Origin of the sequence: Massilia sp. Mn16-1_5, assembly GCF_004798585.1 — a bacterium.
Classification (GTDB): Bacteria; Pseudomonadota; Gammaproteobacteria; order Burkholderiales; family Burkholderiaceae_D; genus Telluria.
Genome location: NZ_PPXQ01000004.1, coordinates 173322 through 189645, shown reverse-complemented (window position 1 = coordinate 189645; position 16324 = coordinate 173322). Strand labels below are relative to the sequence as shown.

Annotated in this window: 13 protein-coding genes; 12 read left to right on the top strand and 1 reads right to left on the bottom strand. The window is 69.1% G+C overall.

The genetic code is table 11. The annotated features are described in order from the left end of the window. The first annotated feature begins 31 nt into the window (after positions 1 to 31). From C2862_RS06195 to C2862_RS06185, 3 genes are all read left to right on the top strand, one after another. Entirely contained in the window at positions 32 to 781 is a 750-nt protein-coding gene (locus C2862_RS06195) for a FadR/GntR family transcriptional regulator (RefSeq protein WP_136219234.1), read from the top strand. Between the two features lie 300 nt (positions 782 to 1081). Further along, complete coding sequence (kdgD, locus tag C2862_RS06190; protein ID WP_136219233.1) at positions 1082 to 1996, top strand: 5-dehydro-4-deoxyglucarate dehydratase; 915 nt, start codon at positions 1082 to 1084, stop codon at positions 1994 to 1996. Between the two features lie 29 nt (positions 1997 to 2025). Further along, positions 2026 to 3603 (top strand): aldehyde dehydrogenase (NADP(+)), encoded by a 1578-nt coding sequence (locus C2862_RS06185; RefSeq protein ID WP_136219373.1) that lies wholly within the window; start codon positions 2026 to 2028, stop codon positions 3601 to 3603. A gap of 6 nt (positions 3604 to 3609) precedes the next feature. Here the strand turns inward: C2862_RS06185 and C2862_RS06180 are convergent, their stop codons facing one another. Beyond that, positions 3610 to 4506, bottom strand: coding sequence for a LysR family transcriptional regulator ArgP (locus tag C2862_RS06180; RefSeq protein WP_136219232.1), 897 nt, complete (start codon positions 4504 to 4506; stop codon positions 3610 to 3612). A 72-nt stretch (positions 4507 to 4578) separates the two neighbouring features. Here C2862_RS06180 and C2862_RS06175 point away from each other — a divergent pair, with 72 nt between their 5' ends. The 9 genes from C2862_RS06175 to C2862_RS06135 all read left to right on the top strand — a co-directional run bounded on the left by C2862_RS06175 (position 4579) and on the right by C2862_RS06135 (position 16300). After that, the gene (locus C2862_RS06175; protein ID WP_136219231.1) at positions 4579 to 5226 is read left to right on the top strand and encodes a LysE/ArgO family amino acid transporter; all 648 of its coding nucleotides are present in this window, start codon (positions 4579 to 4581) and stop codon (positions 5224 to 5226) included. Between the two features lie 8 nt (positions 5227 to 5234). Next, on the top strand, positions 5235 to 5780 hold the full coding sequence (locus C2862_RS06170; protein ID WP_229467311.1) for an FMN-binding negative transcriptional regulator: 546 nt from the start codon (positions 5235 to 5237) through the stop codon (positions 5778 to 5780). Between the two features lie 203 nt (positions 5781 to 5983). Further along, entirely contained in the window at positions 5984 to 7378 is a 1395-nt protein-coding gene (locus C2862_RS06165; protein ID WP_136219230.1) for an APC family permease, read from the top strand. Positions 7379 to 7414: 36 nt separating this feature from the next. Beyond that, positions 7415 to 8005 (top strand): cyclopropane-fatty-acyl-phospholipid synthase family protein, encoded by a 591-nt coding sequence (locus C2862_RS06160; protein ID WP_136219229.1) that lies wholly within the window; start codon positions 7415 to 7417, stop codon positions 8003 to 8005. A gap of 177 nt (positions 8006 to 8182) precedes the next feature. Further along, a complete protein-coding gene (locus tag C2862_RS06155) occupies positions 8183 to 11452 on the top strand; it encodes an EAL domain-containing protein (RefSeq protein ID WP_168710013.1) in 3270 nt (1089 codons plus the stop codon). Positions 11453 to 11658: 206 nt separating this feature from the next. Beyond that, positions 11659 to 12105, top strand: coding sequence for a MarR family winged helix-turn-helix transcriptional regulator (locus C2862_RS06150; protein ID WP_136219227.1), 447 nt, complete (start codon positions 11659 to 11661; stop codon positions 12103 to 12105). Between the two features lie 60 nt (positions 12106 to 12165). Beyond that, positions 12166 to 13677: a DHA2 family efflux MFS transporter permease subunit gene (locus C2862_RS06145; protein WP_136219372.1), complete on the top strand. Its 1512-nt coding sequence runs from the start codon at positions 12166 to 12168 to the stop codon at positions 13675 to 13677. 5 nt (positions 13678 to 13682) lie between these two features. Next, positions 13683 to 15143 carry an efflux transporter outer membrane subunit gene (locus C2862_RS06140; RefSeq protein WP_136219226.1) on the top strand — a complete coding sequence of 487 codons (1461 nt, stop codon included), beginning with the start codon at positions 13683 to 13685 and terminating at the stop codon, positions 15141 to 15143. Beyond that, positions 15140 to 16300: an efflux RND transporter periplasmic adaptor subunit gene (locus tag C2862_RS06135; protein ID WP_136219225.1), complete on the top strand. Its 1161-nt coding sequence runs from the start codon at positions 15140 to 15142 to the stop codon at positions 16298 to 16300. The genes C2862_RS06140 and C2862_RS06135 overlap by 4 nt, the downstream gene beginning before the upstream one ends. Positions 16301 to 16324: the final 24 nt, after the last annotated feature.

Below are 16324 nucleotides of genomic sequence, written 5' to 3'. Positions count from 1 at the left end.
CGCCGGGCCGCGCACGCTTACCTTGACCGACATGATCCCATCCACACCCGCAGTCACACCACTGAAACGCCACCGCAACCTGGCCCAGGGCGTGGTTGCCCACCTGACCGACAGTATCCGGGGCGGCAGCCTGAAGCCCGGCGACAAGCTGCCGACCGAATCCGAAATCATGCGCCTGCTGGGCGTGAGCCGCACCGTGGTGCGCGAAGCGATCTCGCATCTGCAGGCCGCCAGCCTGGTCGAAACCCGGCACGGCATCGGTACCTTCGTGATCGAACCGCCGGCCGCCGCGCCGATGGGACTCGATCCCGCCACGGTGCTGACGATGCGCGACGTACTGGCCCTGCTGGAGCTGCGCATCAGCCTCGAGACCGAAGCGGCGGGCCTGGCCGCCGCCCGCCGTAGCGACGAACAGCTCGCCCAGCTGCGCGCGGCCCTCGACAGCTTCGAGGCCAGCGCGCGCGCCGGCGAGCCGACGGTGGCGCCCGACCTGGCCTTTCACCTGCAGCTGGCGCAGGCTTCGGGCAACCGCTACTTCCACGACATCCTGAGCCATCTCGGGACCAACATCATTCCAAGGGCGCGCCTGAATTCGGCGCAGATCGCGCGGGACGACCCGGCGCAGTACCTGGAGCGCGTGATCGGCGAACACGAGGCAATCTATGGCGCGATCGCGCGGGGCGATGCGGAGGCGGCGCGCAAGGCGATGCGTACGCATTTGAGCAATAGCCGGAAGAGGTTGCAGCGGGCGCAGGAGGCGAACGAGGCGTCCGGGGCCTGATTCGTGCTGACGGCGGGTCAAGCTTTGTACACGCGTGGAGTCGGGACTCCACCCTACGGATTTTGGCTGCTCTCGCCTTGCGAACGCGTGGAGTCGGGACTCCACCCTACGGATAGCCATGGATCGTAGGGTGGAGTCCCGACTCCACGCGTTTCGTACGCCAGGCATCCACGCTGCATGACCAACACCAATTAACCGATCAGACCGCTTGCCAACCCCGATCTTAGGTTGTACGATGACTGATAACTGGTGAGGCCGAAGACAGCCTCATCCTTACAACCCGACCTGAAAGCCATGACCATGTTCACTCCACAAGACGTCAAAGAGATCCTCTCCTCCGGCCTGCTGTCCTTCCCGATCACCGACTTCGACGCCAACGGCGAGTTCAAGCCGGATACTTATGCCGAGCGTCTGGAGTGGCTGGCTCCGTACGGCGCGACCGCCCTGTTCGTGGCCGGCGGCACCGGCGAGTTCTTCTCGCTGACCCCGGAGGACTACACCCAGGTCGTGAAGGTCGCCGTCGAGACCTGCCGCGGCAAGGTGCCGATCCTGGCCGGCGCCGGCGGCCCGACCCGCATGGCGATCCGCTACGCGCAGGAAGCCGAGCGCCTCGGCGCCCACGGCATCCTCCTGATGCCGCACTACCTGACCGAAGCGAGCCAGGAAGGCCTGATCGAGCACGTGGCGGCCGTCTGCGCCTCGGTGAAATTCGGCGTCGTCGTCTACAACCGCGACCGCTGCAAGCTGAACGCGGCATCCTTGCTCAAGCTGGCCGACCGCTGCCCGAACCTGATCGGCTTCAAGGATGGCCAGGGTGAGATCGAGACCATGGTCACCATCCGCCGCAAGCTCGGCGACCGCTTCACCTACCTGGGCGGCCTGCCGACCGCGGAAGTCTATGCCGCGGCCTACAAAGCGCTGGGCGTGCCGGTCTACTCGTCGGCCGTGTTCAACTTCATCCCGAAGACCGCGATCGCATTCTACGAAGCCGTCCGGACCGAAGACCATGCCACGCAGGCGCGCCTGATCGACGACTTCTTCCTGCCTTACCTGGACATCCGCAACCGCAAGGCCGGCTACGCGGTCAGCATCGTCAAGGCCGGCGCGGCCATCGTCGGCCACTCGGCCGGCCCGGTGCGCGCGCCGCTGACCGACCTGACCGGCGAGGAAAACGAACAGCTGGCGGCCCTGATCGCCAAGCTCGGCCCGCAGTAAGCCTGCGTTCCAGGAGACTCAACGTGACCATCACCATCCATGGCGAGCAGCTGATCGGCTCGCGCGCCGTCAAAGGCGGCGCCGCGCCCTTCCGCGCCGTCAATCCCGCCACCGGCGAACAATTCGAACCGGCCTTCGGCGCCGGCACCGTCGAGGACGTGGAACAGGCCTGCGAACTGGCGGCCGCCGCCTTCGACAGCTACCGCAACACCAGTCTGGAAGCGCGCGCCGCCTTCCTCGAACTGGCTGCCCAGCACATCCTCGACCTCGGCCCGCAGCTGATCGAGCGCGCGATGCAGGAATCCGGCCTGCCGCAAGCCCGCCTCGAAGGCGAGCGTGGACGCACCGTGAACCAGCTGCGCCTGTTCGCCAAGGTCGTGCGCGACGGCCACTTCCTCGGCGCCGCGCTCGATTCGGCCCTGCCTGAGCGCAGCCCGCCGCGTCCCGACCTGCGCCTGCGCAAGATCGGCCTCGGTCCGGTCGCGGTCTTCGGCGCCAGCAACTTCCCGCTCGCCTTCTCGGTAGCGGGCGGCGATACGGCGTCCGCACTGGCGGCCGGCTGTCCGGTCGTCGTCAAAGCCCACGGTGCCCATCCCGGCACCTCCGAATTAGTCGGCAAGGCCGTGCAGGCCGCTGTCGCCGCCTGCGGCTTGCCAGAGGGCGTGTTCTCGATGCTGCATGGCGATGGCCGCACCATCGGCCAGGCCCTGGTCGCCCATCCGGCGATCAAGGCGGTCGGCTTCACCGGTTCGCGCCAGGGCGGCCTGGCACTGGTGCGCACCGCTGCCGCGCGCGCGGAACCGATTCCCGTGTATGCCGAAATGAGCAGCATCAATCCACTCTTCCTGCTGCCGAACGCGCTGGCCCAGAAGGCGGCCCAGATCGGCACCGGCTTTATCGATTCGCTGGTGCTGGGCGCCGGCCAGTTCTGTACCAATCCGGGCCTCGTGATCGCGCTGGAAGGCGCGGCCCTGGACAACTTCCGTGCGGCGGCCGCCAAGGCCCTCCAGGGGAAAGTCGGCAGCACCATGCTGACGCCGGGTATCCACGCCGCCTTCACCAGCGGCGTCGAGAAGCTGGGCAAGGAAGCGGGCGTCACCCTGGTCGCGCGCGGCCAGTGCGGCAGCACCGTGTGCGCCGGCCAGGCCGCGCTGTTCGAGACCGACGCCGCCAACTTCCTGGTCAATCCGGCGCTGGAAGACGAGATCTTCGGCTCGTCCTCGCTGATCGTGCGTTGCGCCAGCCTGGACCAGTTCGTCGAAGTGGCCGAGCACCTCGATGGCCAGCTGACGGCGACCCTGTTCCTGAACGAAGCCGACCGCGACGCGGCGCAGGCACTGCTGCCGGTCCTGGAGCGCAAGGCCGGCCGCATCCTGGTCAACGGCTATCCGACCGGCGTCGAGGTCTCGCACGCGATGGTGCATGGCGGCCCGTTCCCGGCGACTTCCGACAGCCGCAGCACCTCGGTGGGCGCCGGCGCCATCGACCGCTTCCTGCGTCCGGTGAGCTACCAGGACTTGCCAAGCGGGCTGCTGCCGGAGGCGCTGCAGGAAGGCAATCCGCTCGGCCTGCACCGCATCCGCAACGGCGAACTGGTCAAGGCCTGAGATCTTTTACGGCGGGAGCAACGCGGTGCCGGCTGCGGCCCGGACCGCCTTGCTCAGTTCTTCGAGCAGGCTGGAGGCGGCGCGCGCATGCTGCCAGTACAGGGGCACATCCAGCGGCGTGCCCGGTACCAGCTCCACCAGCGTGCCGTCCGCCAGGTAAGGGGCGATCAGCGCCTGCGGATGCATGCCCCACCCCATCCCCGCCAGCGAGGCGGCGACGAACGCCTGGGTCGAGGGCAGCGTGTGGCGCGGCAGTTCGACGTGGCGATGGCACAGGCGCCGCGCCCAGCGCGCCTGCAGCTCGTCTTTCGTGTTGAAGACCAGGCTGGGCGCCTCGGCCAGGCTCTTGCTGCCCACGCCATCGGCAAACCAGCGTTGCATGAAGGCGGGACTGGCCGCCGCCAGGTAGCGCATCGCACCCAGCGCGCGGCTGTTGCAACCCGAGGCGGGCCGGGCCACGCCGGTCACGGCCGCCACCACCGCGCCGCTGCGCAGCCATTCGCCCGTGTGGTCCTGGTCGTCGACCGCCACTTCCATCAGCACCGGCTGGTTCGCGGCAAAGGCGGCGATGGCGGGCGCCAGCCAGGTCGCCAGGCTGTCCGCATTCACCGCCACCGACAGCGAAACGCGCGCGCTGCCGCCCAATTCCAGCCCGGGCAGCGTGCCGCGCAGGTCCTGTTCGAGCAGGCGCACCCGCTCCACGTGCTGGCACAGGCGGCGGCCGGTCTCGGTCGGACGGCAGGGCTGGTCGCGGATGACCAGCGCGCAGCCGACGCGCTCTTCCAGCTGGCGGATGCGCTGGGACACGGCGGAGGGCGTCACGTGCAGCGCCTGCGCCGCGCGTTCGAAGCTGCCTTCGCGTACGACGGCGGCCAGGGCGGACAGGGCGGCGTAATCGAGCATGGTTTAGTGTTACTTAATCATGTGAAGAAAAGATAGTTTGCCTTCATCGACACCGGATGACAAGATCCGCGCATGACTACCTTTTCACTGACACCACTTTCATTCTCCATCTTCCTGCAAGGCCTGCTGCTCGGCTTCGGCCTCATCGTCGCGATCGGCGCCCAGAACGCGTTTGTCCTGCGCCAGGGCCTGCGCCGCGAACACATCGGCAGCGTCGTGCTGTTCTGCGCCCTGGCCGACGCCGTCCTGATCGCCGCCGGCGTGCTCGGCATGGGCCAGGCGCTCGGCCAGAGCCCGCTGCTGGCACGCACCCTGGCCCTGGCCGGGGCCCTGTTCCTGGGCATTTACGGCTGGCGCGCCTTGAAACGCGCCGGCCAGAGCAACCGGCTCGAAGCGGCAAGCGGCAGCGTACGACTCGGCCGCGGCGCGGTGCTGGCGCAAGCCGCCGCCTTCACCCTGCTCAACCCGCACGTCTACCTGGATACGGTCCTGCTGGTCGGCAGCATCGGCGCCCAGCAGCCGTCAAACCTGCGCGGCTGGTTCGTGCTCGGCGCCAGCAGCGCCAGCGTGGCCTGGTTCAGCCTGCTGGGCTTCGGCTCGCGCCGCCTCGCGCCCCTGTTCGCCAAGCCGCTTGCCTGGCACGTGCTCGACGGCCTGATCGGCCTGACCATGTTCGCGCTCAGCGCCATGCTGGTGCGCCACGCCCTGTTCGGCTTCTAGGAGCGCCCGTGTACATCAACAGACACCACCGCTTCGGCGACGACGAAGCCATGCGCGCGCTGGTCGAGGCCCACGCGCTGGGGACCTGGGTGCTGGCCGGCCAGCAGGGGATCGTGGCCAACCACCTTCCCTTCCTCTTGAAACGCGAACGCGGTCCCCACGGCAGCCTGATCGGCCACGTGGCTCGTGCCAACCCCGTCTGGCGTGCGCTCGACGCGCAGGCGCCGTCGCTGGTGATCTTCCAGGGGCCGCAAGCCTATATCACGCCGAACTGGTATCCGGGCAAACTGGAACACGGCAAGGTCGTGCCGACCTGGGATTATGCGGTGGTGCATGTGCATGGCGTCGCGCGCGCCGTCGAGGACCGGGACTGGCTGCTCGACATGCTGCGGCGCCTGAGCGCGGCCCACGAAGCGAAGCAGCCCCGGCCCTGGCGCCTCGAGGATGCGCCGCCCGGCTATACCGACAAGCTGCTGCGCGCGATCGTCGGCATCGAGATTCCGATCACCCGGTTCGAGGGCAAGCTGAAGGCCAGCCAGGACGAGGACCTGTAGGACAGGACAGGCACCGTACACGGCTTGCGCGCCCTGGCCTGTCCGAACGCCGCGGCCATGGCGGCGCTGGTCGAGCGGGAGTTGCCGCCACAGGCGCGCTGAGCCGCATCCGCGCGCGCTGGCGCAAACCTCCTGTCGGGCACGGGAACCAATCACGGCTCGGCAGCGTCGAACCCCGACACCAACGCGGAGCCAGGCGCGCGATGAAGAATCGGAGCGGTACGGAAGGGACACGGCACGCGGCCGCCGGCCCACAGCCCCTGCTCGGCCTGCGCGAAACCGTCGCCCTGATCGTCGGCGTCGTGATCGGCGCCGGCATCTTCAAGGCGCCGGCCATCGTCGCCGGATTGTCCGGCAGCGCCGAGGGCATGTTCGGCATGTGGATCCTGGGCGGCCTGGTCTCGCTCGCCGGCGCCCTGTGCTATGCCGAGCTCGCCACCTCCTGCGCCCATCCGGGCGGCGACTACCACTTCCTGCGCCGCGCGTATGGCCGCCCGGTCGCCTTCCTGTTCGGCTGGGCGCGCTTTTCCGTGATCACCACCGGCTCCATCGCCCTGCTCGCCTTCGTCTTCGGCGACTACATGCAGCAGGCCTGGCCGCTGCCCGGTTTGCCGGCCGCCTGGGGCCCGGTCGTCTATGCCGGCGCGGTGATCGCAATCCTGTCCCTGGTTAACCTGCGCGGGCTGCGCAGCGGCGCGGCCACCCAGAACTGGCTGACCCTGGCCGAGGTCGGCGGGCTGCTGCTGATCGCCGGGGCGGCCGCGCTGTTTGCCGATCCGGGGCCCGCAGTGTCCGGCTCGTTCGCGTCTCCGGGCCCGCCGGCCTCCTTCGGCATGGCCATGGTCTTCGTGCTGCTCACCTATGGCGGCTGGAACGAGGCCGCCTACATCAGCGCCGAGGTGCGCGACGGGCCGCGCAACATGGTGCGCGCGCTGACGCTCTCGATCCTCTTGATCACGACGCTCTACCTGCTCGTCACCTGGGCCTGCTGGAAGACGCTCGGCATGGCGGGCATGGCCGCCTCCGAGACGCTGGCGGCCGACGTCATGCGCCAGACCCTGGGCAGCGCCGGCGAAAAGACGATTTCGCTGCTGGTCGCGATCTCCGCGCTCACTTCGATCAACGCCACCATGATCGTCGGCGCCCGCTCGAGCTATGCAATGGGGCTGGACTGGCAACGCCTGCGCCCCTTAAGCGCCTGGGACGGCGAGCGCGGCACGCCGGCCGCCGCCATGCTGGTGCAGTGCGCCGCCGCCCTGCTGCTGGTCGGGCTGGGCGCCGCCTTCGGCAGCGGCTTCAAGTCCATGGTCGAATTCACGGCGCCCGTGTTCTGGCTGTTCTTCCTGCTGGCAGGCCTCTCGCTGTTCGTGCTGCGCCGGCGCGAACCCGGCCTGGCGCGTCCCTTCCGGGTGCCGCTGTTTCCACTTGTGCCCTTGCTGTTCTGCGGCGCCTGCGCCTGGATGCTGTGGTCCAGCCTGTCGTATGTGTACAGCCAGCAGCTCGGCGGCCTGAACGCCGCCTGGATCGGCGTGGCCGTGCTGGCGATCGGCCTGCTGCTCCTGCCCTGGCTGCACGCCCGGCCCGACCATGCGTCCTGAGCCGCGTCCACCCCACTACACCCCAAGGAGAATGCCATGGATCTGCTATCTCGACGCCGCACTTTGCTCACGATTGGCGCCGCGGGCGCCGCCGGCGCCGGCCTGCTGCCGCTGCGCCTGCTGGCCCAGCCGGTCACCGCGTCCGCCCGCGACGTGCCCTACGTGCCCACGCCCCAGGACGTGGTGGAACGCATGCTGCAAATGGCAAAAGTCGGCAAGAACGACGTGCTATTCGACCTCGGCTGCGGCGATGGCCGCATCGTGATCACGGCCGCGAAGCAGCACGGTGCGCGCGGCACCGGCATCGACCTCGATCCGGAACGCATCGGCGAGGCGCGCAGGAACGCGCAACAGGCCGGCGTCGGCAGCCGCGTGAACTTCAAGGTGGCCGACCTGTTCGACACCGACGTCTCGGCGGCGTCCGTGGTCACGCTCTACCTGCTGCCGAACGTCAACACGCGCCTGCGTCCGCGCCTGTGGCAGCAACTGAAAGTGGGCTCGCGCATAGTCTCGCACGCTTTCGACATGGGGCCGGAATGGCCACCCGAAAAAACCGACCAGGTCGACGGCCGCACCATTTATTACTGGACCATCAAGGAGGCACACAAGCGCGCGTCCAAAGCCTGAACCGGCTTCCCCAGCATAGATGCGCGGGCCTTGGGCAGGTCAGGCGGACCCAACGGCACAGTCGGCGCGCTGCCGGGCAGCAGGTTCATGGTATCGTCACTCTAAACATTTGCGGGGCGCATGCCACGCCGGCCGGGGCCGGGTCGCGTTGCGCCAACTGCAATTCCGGGAGAAACGATGCCGCGATCCATCCGCCTACTGCTGATCGCCTGTCTCGTCCTGCCTGCGCTGGCGCCGGCAGCGCCGCTGCGCGTGGTCATGGACCAGAATTACCCGCCCTATTCCTGGCGCAATGCCGACGGCAAGCTGGAAGGCTATACGGTCGACCTGTGGAAGCTGTGGGAAAAGAAAACCGGCCGCCAGGTCCAGCTGCTGCCGGCCAACTGGGCCCAGGTCTTGCCGGCGCTCGAGGACGGCCGCGCCGACGTGATCGATCCCATCTTCCTGACGCCGGACCGCGCCGCGCGCTACGATTTTTCGCCGGCCTATGCCATGGTGTCGACCAGCATCTACGCCGACGCCTCGATCAGCGGCATCCACGACCTGCACAGCCTGAAGGGCTTCGTGGTCGGCGTGCAGTCGGGCGACGCCTGCGCCGAGCAGCTGCAGCGTGGCGGCATCGACACCGTGCGCGTGTTTCCCACCTACGAGTCGCTGCTGGCTGCGGCGGCCAGCCAGGACGTCAAGCTGCTGTGCCTGGACGAATACTCGGCCGACTACCAGCTCTACCGCCTCGGCCTGCACCGGCGCTACGTGAAGTCCTTCGACATCGCGCGCGACCAGCTGCGGCGCGCCGTGCGCAAGGGCGACACGGCCACGCTGGCCCTGGTCGAAAACGGCATGGCGCGCATCACGGCCGCGGAGCGCGAGGCGCTGCGCGACAAATGGATGGGCCGCCCCCTGGTTTCCGAGCGCTACGCCGAACGCCTGATCCAGGGGCTGGTGGCGCTCGGCGTCCTGCTGGTGCTGCTGACCGCCTGGCTGGCTTCGGTGCGGCGCGCGGTGCGGGTCCGCACGCGCGAACTGGAACGCGAAAAGGCGCAGCTGCGCACCCTGGTCGAAAGCAGTCCCGACCTGGTCTGGCTGAAGGACCTGCAAGGCGTCTACCAGGCCTGCAACGACCAGGTCGCCAAGGTCTTCGGCTGGCCGCGCAAGCACATCGTCGGCAAGCGCGACAGCGACCTGTTCGATGCCGCGACCGCCGAGGAGTTCCGCAATGCCGATGCGGCGGCCCTGCGCAAAGGCGGCCCGATTACCGTCGAGGAAAGCGCGCCCGGCGACGCGGGAAAACACTGCGTCTTCGAGACCATCAAGACGCCCGTCACCCAGCCGGACGGCACCGTGCTCGGCGTGCTGGGCGTGGCGCGCGACATCACCGACCGGCGCGAGCAGGAGCGCACGATCCGCGAACAGGACCGGATGCTGCAGGAAATGAGCGCCCTGGCCCAGATCGGGGCCTGGGAAATCGACATCGCGACCGAAGCCTTCAGCTGGACTGGCGAACTGGCCCGCATCTACGAGATCCCGCCCGACCTGCCGCTGACGCCGGCCACCTGCACCGCCTGCTACAGCGACGAAGACCGCGAGCTGATCGGCAAGACCCTGGACGAGGCGGTAAAACAGGGCAAGTCCTTCTCGATCGAACTGCCGATGGTCAGCGGCGCCGGCAATCCCAAGTGGATCCGCTCGATCTGCAGCGCCGAGCTCGAGGACGGGCGGCCGGTCAGGCTGCGCGGCACCGTGCAGGACGTGACCCAGCGCCACGAGCTCGAGGAATCGATGCGCATGGCAAACCTGATCTACCAGACCAGCCTGGAAGCGATCGTCGTGACCGACGAGGAGAACCGCATCGTCGACGCCAATCCGGCCTTCCTGCGCCAGGCCGACGCCACGCTGGCCGGGGTGATGGGCACGACGCCGGCGCTGTTCGAGTCGCGCGTCCACGACAGCTGCTTCTACGGCCGCCTGTGGGAGGCGCTGCTGAAGAACGACCACTGGGAAGGCGAGATCCTGGACCGCAACCGTGACGGCTCATTCGCCGCCAGCTACGTCGACATCCGCGTGATCCGCCACCCCGACGGCCGCGTGCACCGTCACGTGCTGCAATTCCACGACATCAGCGAACAGAAGCAGAAGGATGAGCTGATCTGGCACCAGACCAACTTCGACGCCCTCACCGGCCTGCCGAACCGGCGCCTGTTCCTCGACCGCCTCGAACAGGACCTCAAGAAGCTTGGCGCCGCCGGCCACGGCCTGGGGGTGTTGCTGCTCGACCTCGACCGCTTCAAGGAGATCAACGACAGCTACGGCCACGCCCGGGGCGACGCCGCCCTGGTCGAGATGACCCGGCGCCTGACGCGCTGCGTGCCGCCCGACGCCACCATCGCGCGCCTGGGCAGCAACATGTTCGCGCTCGTGGTGAGCGAATTCGACGGCCGGCGCCACCTCGAGACGACCGCCGACGCCGTGATCGGCGCGATCGCCGCGCCGCTGGAGCTGGGCCCGGGCATCGTCGCCTATGTGTCGGCCAGCGTCGGCATCAGCGTGTTCCCGGACGATGGCGGCGATGCGGCCGAACTGCTGCGCAATGCCGAGCAGGCCGTCTACCTGGCCAAGAGCGCCGGGCGCGGACGCTTCCAGTACTTCACGCCCGCGCTGCAGCAGCACGCGCGCGACAAGCTGTCCCTGACCAACGACCTGCGCGCGGCACTGGCGCACAACCAGCTGCAGGTGCACTACCAGCCGATCGTCGAGACGGCAACGGGCGGCATCCGCAAGGCCGAGACCCTGCTGCGCTGGCTGCATCCCGAGCACGGCATGGTCAGCCCGGCGCGCTTCATTCCGCTGGCCGAGGAAGCGGGCCTGATCCACGAGATCGGCGAATGGGTGCTGGTCGAAGCCATCGCCAGCATCGAGCGCTGGCGCCGCCTCTATGGCATCGACGTCGAACTCAGCGTGAACGTCTCGCCGGTCCAGTTCGAACAGCGCTCCGGGCTGCCCTGGCTGACCCGGGTCGTGAATGCCGGCCTGCCGCCCAACAGCATCACCATCGAGATCACCGAAGGCGTGCTGGTAAGCGACGCCGAACAGGTGCGGCGCTGCCTCGACGCCCTGCACGCGGCCGGCGCCCGGGTCTCGATCGACGACTTCGGCACCGGCTTCTCCTCGCTGTCCTACCTGAAGCAGTTCGACGTCGACTACCTCAAGATCGACAAGTCCTTCATCAACCACCTGACCGAGGACGGCAGCGACAAGGCCCTCACCGAAGCCATCGTCGACCTGGCGCACCGGCTCGGGATCGAGGCGATCGCCGAGGGCGTCGAAACGGCCGCCCAGCGCGACATCCTGGCGGCCCTCGGCTGCGACTACATCCAGGGCTGGCATTTCTCGCCGGCCGTGCCGCGCGAGGCGTTCGAGGCGTTTTTAGAACGGCAAATGGTGACGTAGTGCCGTAGGGTGGGCACTTTTGCCCACGCGGTCGTACTTTTGCACACCGCACTGCTTGGGCACGGATCGGCGCCATTGCGCACCGCGGTCGACTGGCACGCACCGTACCGCGTGGGCAAAAGTGCCCACCCTACAAAACCTATGCTTTACGGGTTGTGGTTTCATTTGATAAACTAGATAGACACCTATCTATTTGGTCCCTATCGATGCCGCCCACAGCTCCCACCGTCGAAGAACGCTTCTCCGCCGCCCTCCACGCCACCGCGCGCAGCTGGCGCCTGGCGATCGACGCACGCCTGAAGGACCTGGGCATCGGCCAGGCCGGCTGGATGACCATCGCCATGATCGCCAAGGCCAAGCAGCCGCCCTCGCAGCGCGAGCTGGCCGACCTGCTCGGCATCGAAGGGCCGTCCGTGGTCTCGATGCTCGACCGCCTCGAACGCGGCGGCCTGGTGCGCCGGGAGCCGAGTCCGAACGACCGCCGCGTCAAGCTGGCCCACCTGACCGAGGACGGTCGCACCCTGTACGCCCGCGTGCGCAAGGAAGCCGACGCCTATCGCAGCAGCATGCTCGCGGGCCTGCCGCAGGAGACATTGCTGGCGGCCGCCGAGCTGCTCGAAGGCCTGCGCGCGCGCATCGAAAACGGGGAATAAGCAGTGCAAGCTTCGACCGCAACGGCCGCGCCGGACCAGGCACAGCCCCTGAACCGCCGCATGATCACGATCTCGATCATGCTCGCCACCATCATCCAGGCCCTGGACGGCACCATCGCCAACGTCGCCCTGCCGCACATGCAGGGCTCGCTGTCCGCCTCGACCGACCAGATCACCTGGGTGCTGACCTCCTTCATCGTCGCCGCCGCGATCGCCACGCCGCTCAACGGCTGGCTGGTCGACCGGTTCGGCCTGAAGAAAGTGTTCCTGGTCTCGGTCGCCGGCTTCACCATCGCCTCCGTCCTGTGCGGACTGGCCGGTTCGCTCGCGCAGATCGTCGGCGCGCGGGTGCTGCAGGGCGTGTTCGGCGCGGCCCTGGTGCCGCTTTCGCAATCGGTCCTGCTCGACATCAATCCGCGCGAAAAGCACGGCTCGGCGATGGCCGTGTGGGGCATGGGCGTGATGATCGGTCCCATCCTCGGGCCGACCCTGGGCGGCTGGCTGACCGACAGCTACAACTGGCGCTGGGTCTTCTTCATCAACGTGCCGATCGGCGCCATCGCCTTCTACGGCATCTGGCGCTACATCCGCCCGACCGCGCCGACGCGCCGCGTCAGTTTCGACGCCTTCGGCTTCATCACCCTGAGCCTGGCCATCGGCGCCCTGCAGATGCTGCTCGACCGCGGCGAGCAGAACGACTGGTTCGCTTCCCCTGAAACCTGGATCGAGGCCGTGCTGCTGGCCCTGAGCCTCTCCTACTTCATCGCCCACACGGCGCTGCGCCCGGCCGGCCAGTCCTTCCTCGACTACCGCCTGCTGAAGAACCCGAACTACGTGACCGGCCTGTTCCTGATCTTCACGGTCGGCATGGTGCTGTTCGCCACGCGCGCCCTGATGCCGACCATGCTGCAGGGCCTGATGGGCTATCCGGCGGCGCTGGCCGGCCTGGTGACCGCACCCTCGGGTCTGGGCACCATGCTGGCGATGCTGGTGGTCGGCCGCGTCACCGGCAAGATCGATTTCCGCATCCTGCTCGGCGCCGGCTTCGCGATCACCGCCTTCTCGCTGTGGCAGATGGCGCAGTACACCATCGTCATGAGCCAGGCCGACATCGTCTGGCCCGGCGTGATCCAGGGTATCGGCCTGGGCCTGGTGTTCGTGCCGCTGTCGGCGGCGACCTTCGCCACCTTGTCGCCGCAGATGCGCGCCGAAGGCACGGCCCTGTACAGCCTGATTCGCAACATCGGCAGCAGCATCGGCATCACCCTGGTGCAGACGCTGCTGGTCCGGAACAGCGCGACCATGCATGCCGAGCTGGCGGCCAAGGTGAACATCGCCAATCCGGCCCTGATGGACCCGGCGGGCGGCTACAGCCTGGCCAGTATCGCCAATGCGGCCGGCGCCGCCCTGGTCGACAGCGAGATCACGCGCCAGGCCTCGATGATCGCCTACACCAACGACTACTGGCTGATGATGATCCTGACCGCCGCCGTGATCCCGGCCCTGCTGCTGATCCGGCCGCCCAAGGCACAGGCAAGTCCCGCGCCTGTCGACCACGCCGCCCTCGATTAACCCTGATGATGGACCACCTAGTGCGACATTTACGATTGATTCCCCTGGCGCTCGCGCTCGCCGGCTGCGTGCACGTCCCGCCTGACAAGGACGCGGCCAAGGCGCCCGACTTCGCCCGTGCCCAGCACGCCGCGGCCATCGACCTTGGGCGTGACGCCTGGCCGGTCGAACACTGGTGGCGCGACTACCGCGATCCCCAGCTCGACCGGCTGGTGGACCAGGCCCTCGCCGGCAATCCGACCCTGGCCGTGGCCGCCGCGCGCGTGCGCCTGGCCGGCGCCCAGCTCGGCGCCGAACGCGCCGCCGGCGGCGTCCAGGCGGGCCTGGAGACAGGCATCAACCGCCAGCGCTATTCCGCCAACGGTTTCTTCCCCGAGCCGATCGGCGGCAGCTGGTACACCGACACCACGGTGCAAGGCCGCGTCAGCTACGAGGTCGACTGGTGGGGCAAGCACCGCGCCCAGGTCGCCGCCGCCATCGGCGAGACGAATGCGGCCCGGGCCCAGGCCGGCCAGGCGCAGCAGGCACTGGCCGCCAGCGTCGCGCAGAGCTACTTCCGCCTGCAGCTGCTGTGGGCGCGCGCTGACAACGTCGCCACGCTTGCGCGCGTCGAGCGCCAGCTGCTGGCCGACCGCACCGCCCGCCTCGCCCATGGCCTGGCCACGGTGGATGCCCAGCGCGGCGTCGAACTGGAGCTGGGCAAGCTGGCCGAACAGGCGGCCCTGCTGGAGACACAGGCGGCGCGCGAAGGCGAAGCCCTGCGCGCGCTGGTCGCCGCCGGCCCGGACGACTTCCCCCAGCTGGAATGGCGCCTGCCGCAAACCGCGCAGGCCGCGCTGCCGCGCGTGCTTGGCATGGAACTGCTGGCGCGCCGGCCCGACCTGCAGGCGGCGCGCTGGCGCGTGGAGGCGGCGCTGGGCCGCGTGGCCGCCAGCGAAGCCGCCTTCTATCCGGACCTGAACCTGTCCGGCGCGCTCGGCCTGAACGCCGTTTCGCTCGGCAAGCTGCTGCGCGGCGCCAGCCGCACGATGCTGGCCGGCGCCGTGCTCGACCTGCCGCTGTTCGACAGCGGCCGCCTCGACGCGAACCTCGGCATCGCCCGCGCCGAACGCGACGCGCTGCTGGCCGAGTACAACGAAGCGGTGCTGAATGCCGTGCGCGACGTGGCCCAGGAAGGCGCGACGCTGCAAGGCATCGAGCGCGAGCTGGCGGCGCACGCGCAGGCCGAGCAGGCCAGCGGCCGGCTCGCGGCCAGTGCCGAAGCCCGCCTGGCGCGCGGGCTGGCCGAGCGCTCGGCCGTCCTGCAGGCGCAACTTGAGGTGCTGCGCCTGCGCGGCGATGCGCTGCAGCTGCAGGACGCGCAGCTGCAAACACAGGTCGCCCTCATCAAGGCGCTTGGCGGCGGCTACCGTGCCCCTGCCAGCCAGACCGCCTCCGTTCACGCATCGACAACACAACTTCCATGACCACCGAAACCACCCAAGCCACCCAACACCCGAACAAACGCAAGGCCGTCCTGCTCGGCATCACCGGCGTGTTCGCCCTCGGCGCCATCGCCTGGGGCGCCTACGCCACCCTGGTGCTGTCGCAGCGCGCCGAGACCGACAACGCCTATGTGGGCGGCAACCTGGTCAACGTCTCCTCGCAAGTCGCCGGCAGCGTGATCGAGATCCGCGCCGACGAAACACAGATGGTGCAGGCGGGCGCCGAGATCGTCCGCCTCGATCCGAGCGACGCCGAGATCGCTCTCACCCAGGCCGAGGCGCGCCTCGGCAGCGCGGTGCGCCAGCAGCGCGAACGCTATTCCAACGTCGAGCAGCTGCTGGCGGTGGTCGCGCAGCGCCGCGTCGCCCTGCAGACGGCCGCCGAAGACCTGGGCCGGCGCACGCCGCTGGCCGGCGAGCAGGTAGTCTCGGGCGAGGACGTGGCGCACGCGCGGCGCGCGGTGGAAGACGCCAGGGCCGCCCTCGATGTCGCCCTGAAGCAGGTCGCGGCCGCGCGCGCCGGCACCGCCGGCGTGGACGCCGCCCACCATCCGAGCGTACTCGCGGCAAAGGCCGAGTACCTGTCGGCCTGGCTGGCCGCGCGCCGCAATGCGATCGTCGCGCCGGTCTCGGGCTACGTCGCCAAGCGCAGCGTGCAGGTCGGCAGCCGGGTGACGCCGGGCGCGCCGCTGCTGTCGGTGGTGCCGCTCGACCAGCTCTGGGTCGACGCCAACTTCAAGGAATCCGAGCTGCGCGACATCCGCGTCGGCCAGCCGGTCACCATCGAGGCCGACATGTACGGCGACAAGGTCACATTCCACGGCAAGGTGCTGGGCCTCGCCGCCGGAACCGGCAGCGCCTTCTCGCTGCTGCCGGCGCAGAACGCCAGCGGCAACTGGATCAAGGTGGTGCAGCGCGTTCCGGTGCGGATCTCGCTCGACCCGAAGGAGCTGGCCGCGCACCCGTTGCGCGTCGGCCTGTCGGCGACCGTGAACGTGGACATCAGCCGCAAGGAAGGCGGCGCCCTGGGTGCGGTCGCCCCCGCGCCGGCCCGCTACGTGACGACGGCCCTGAACCAGCCGCTCCAGCAGGCGCAGGCGGCGACCGACGCCATCGTCGCCCGCAACCTGGCCAACTGAGCCAGCTTTGGACCTGGCCCGGCG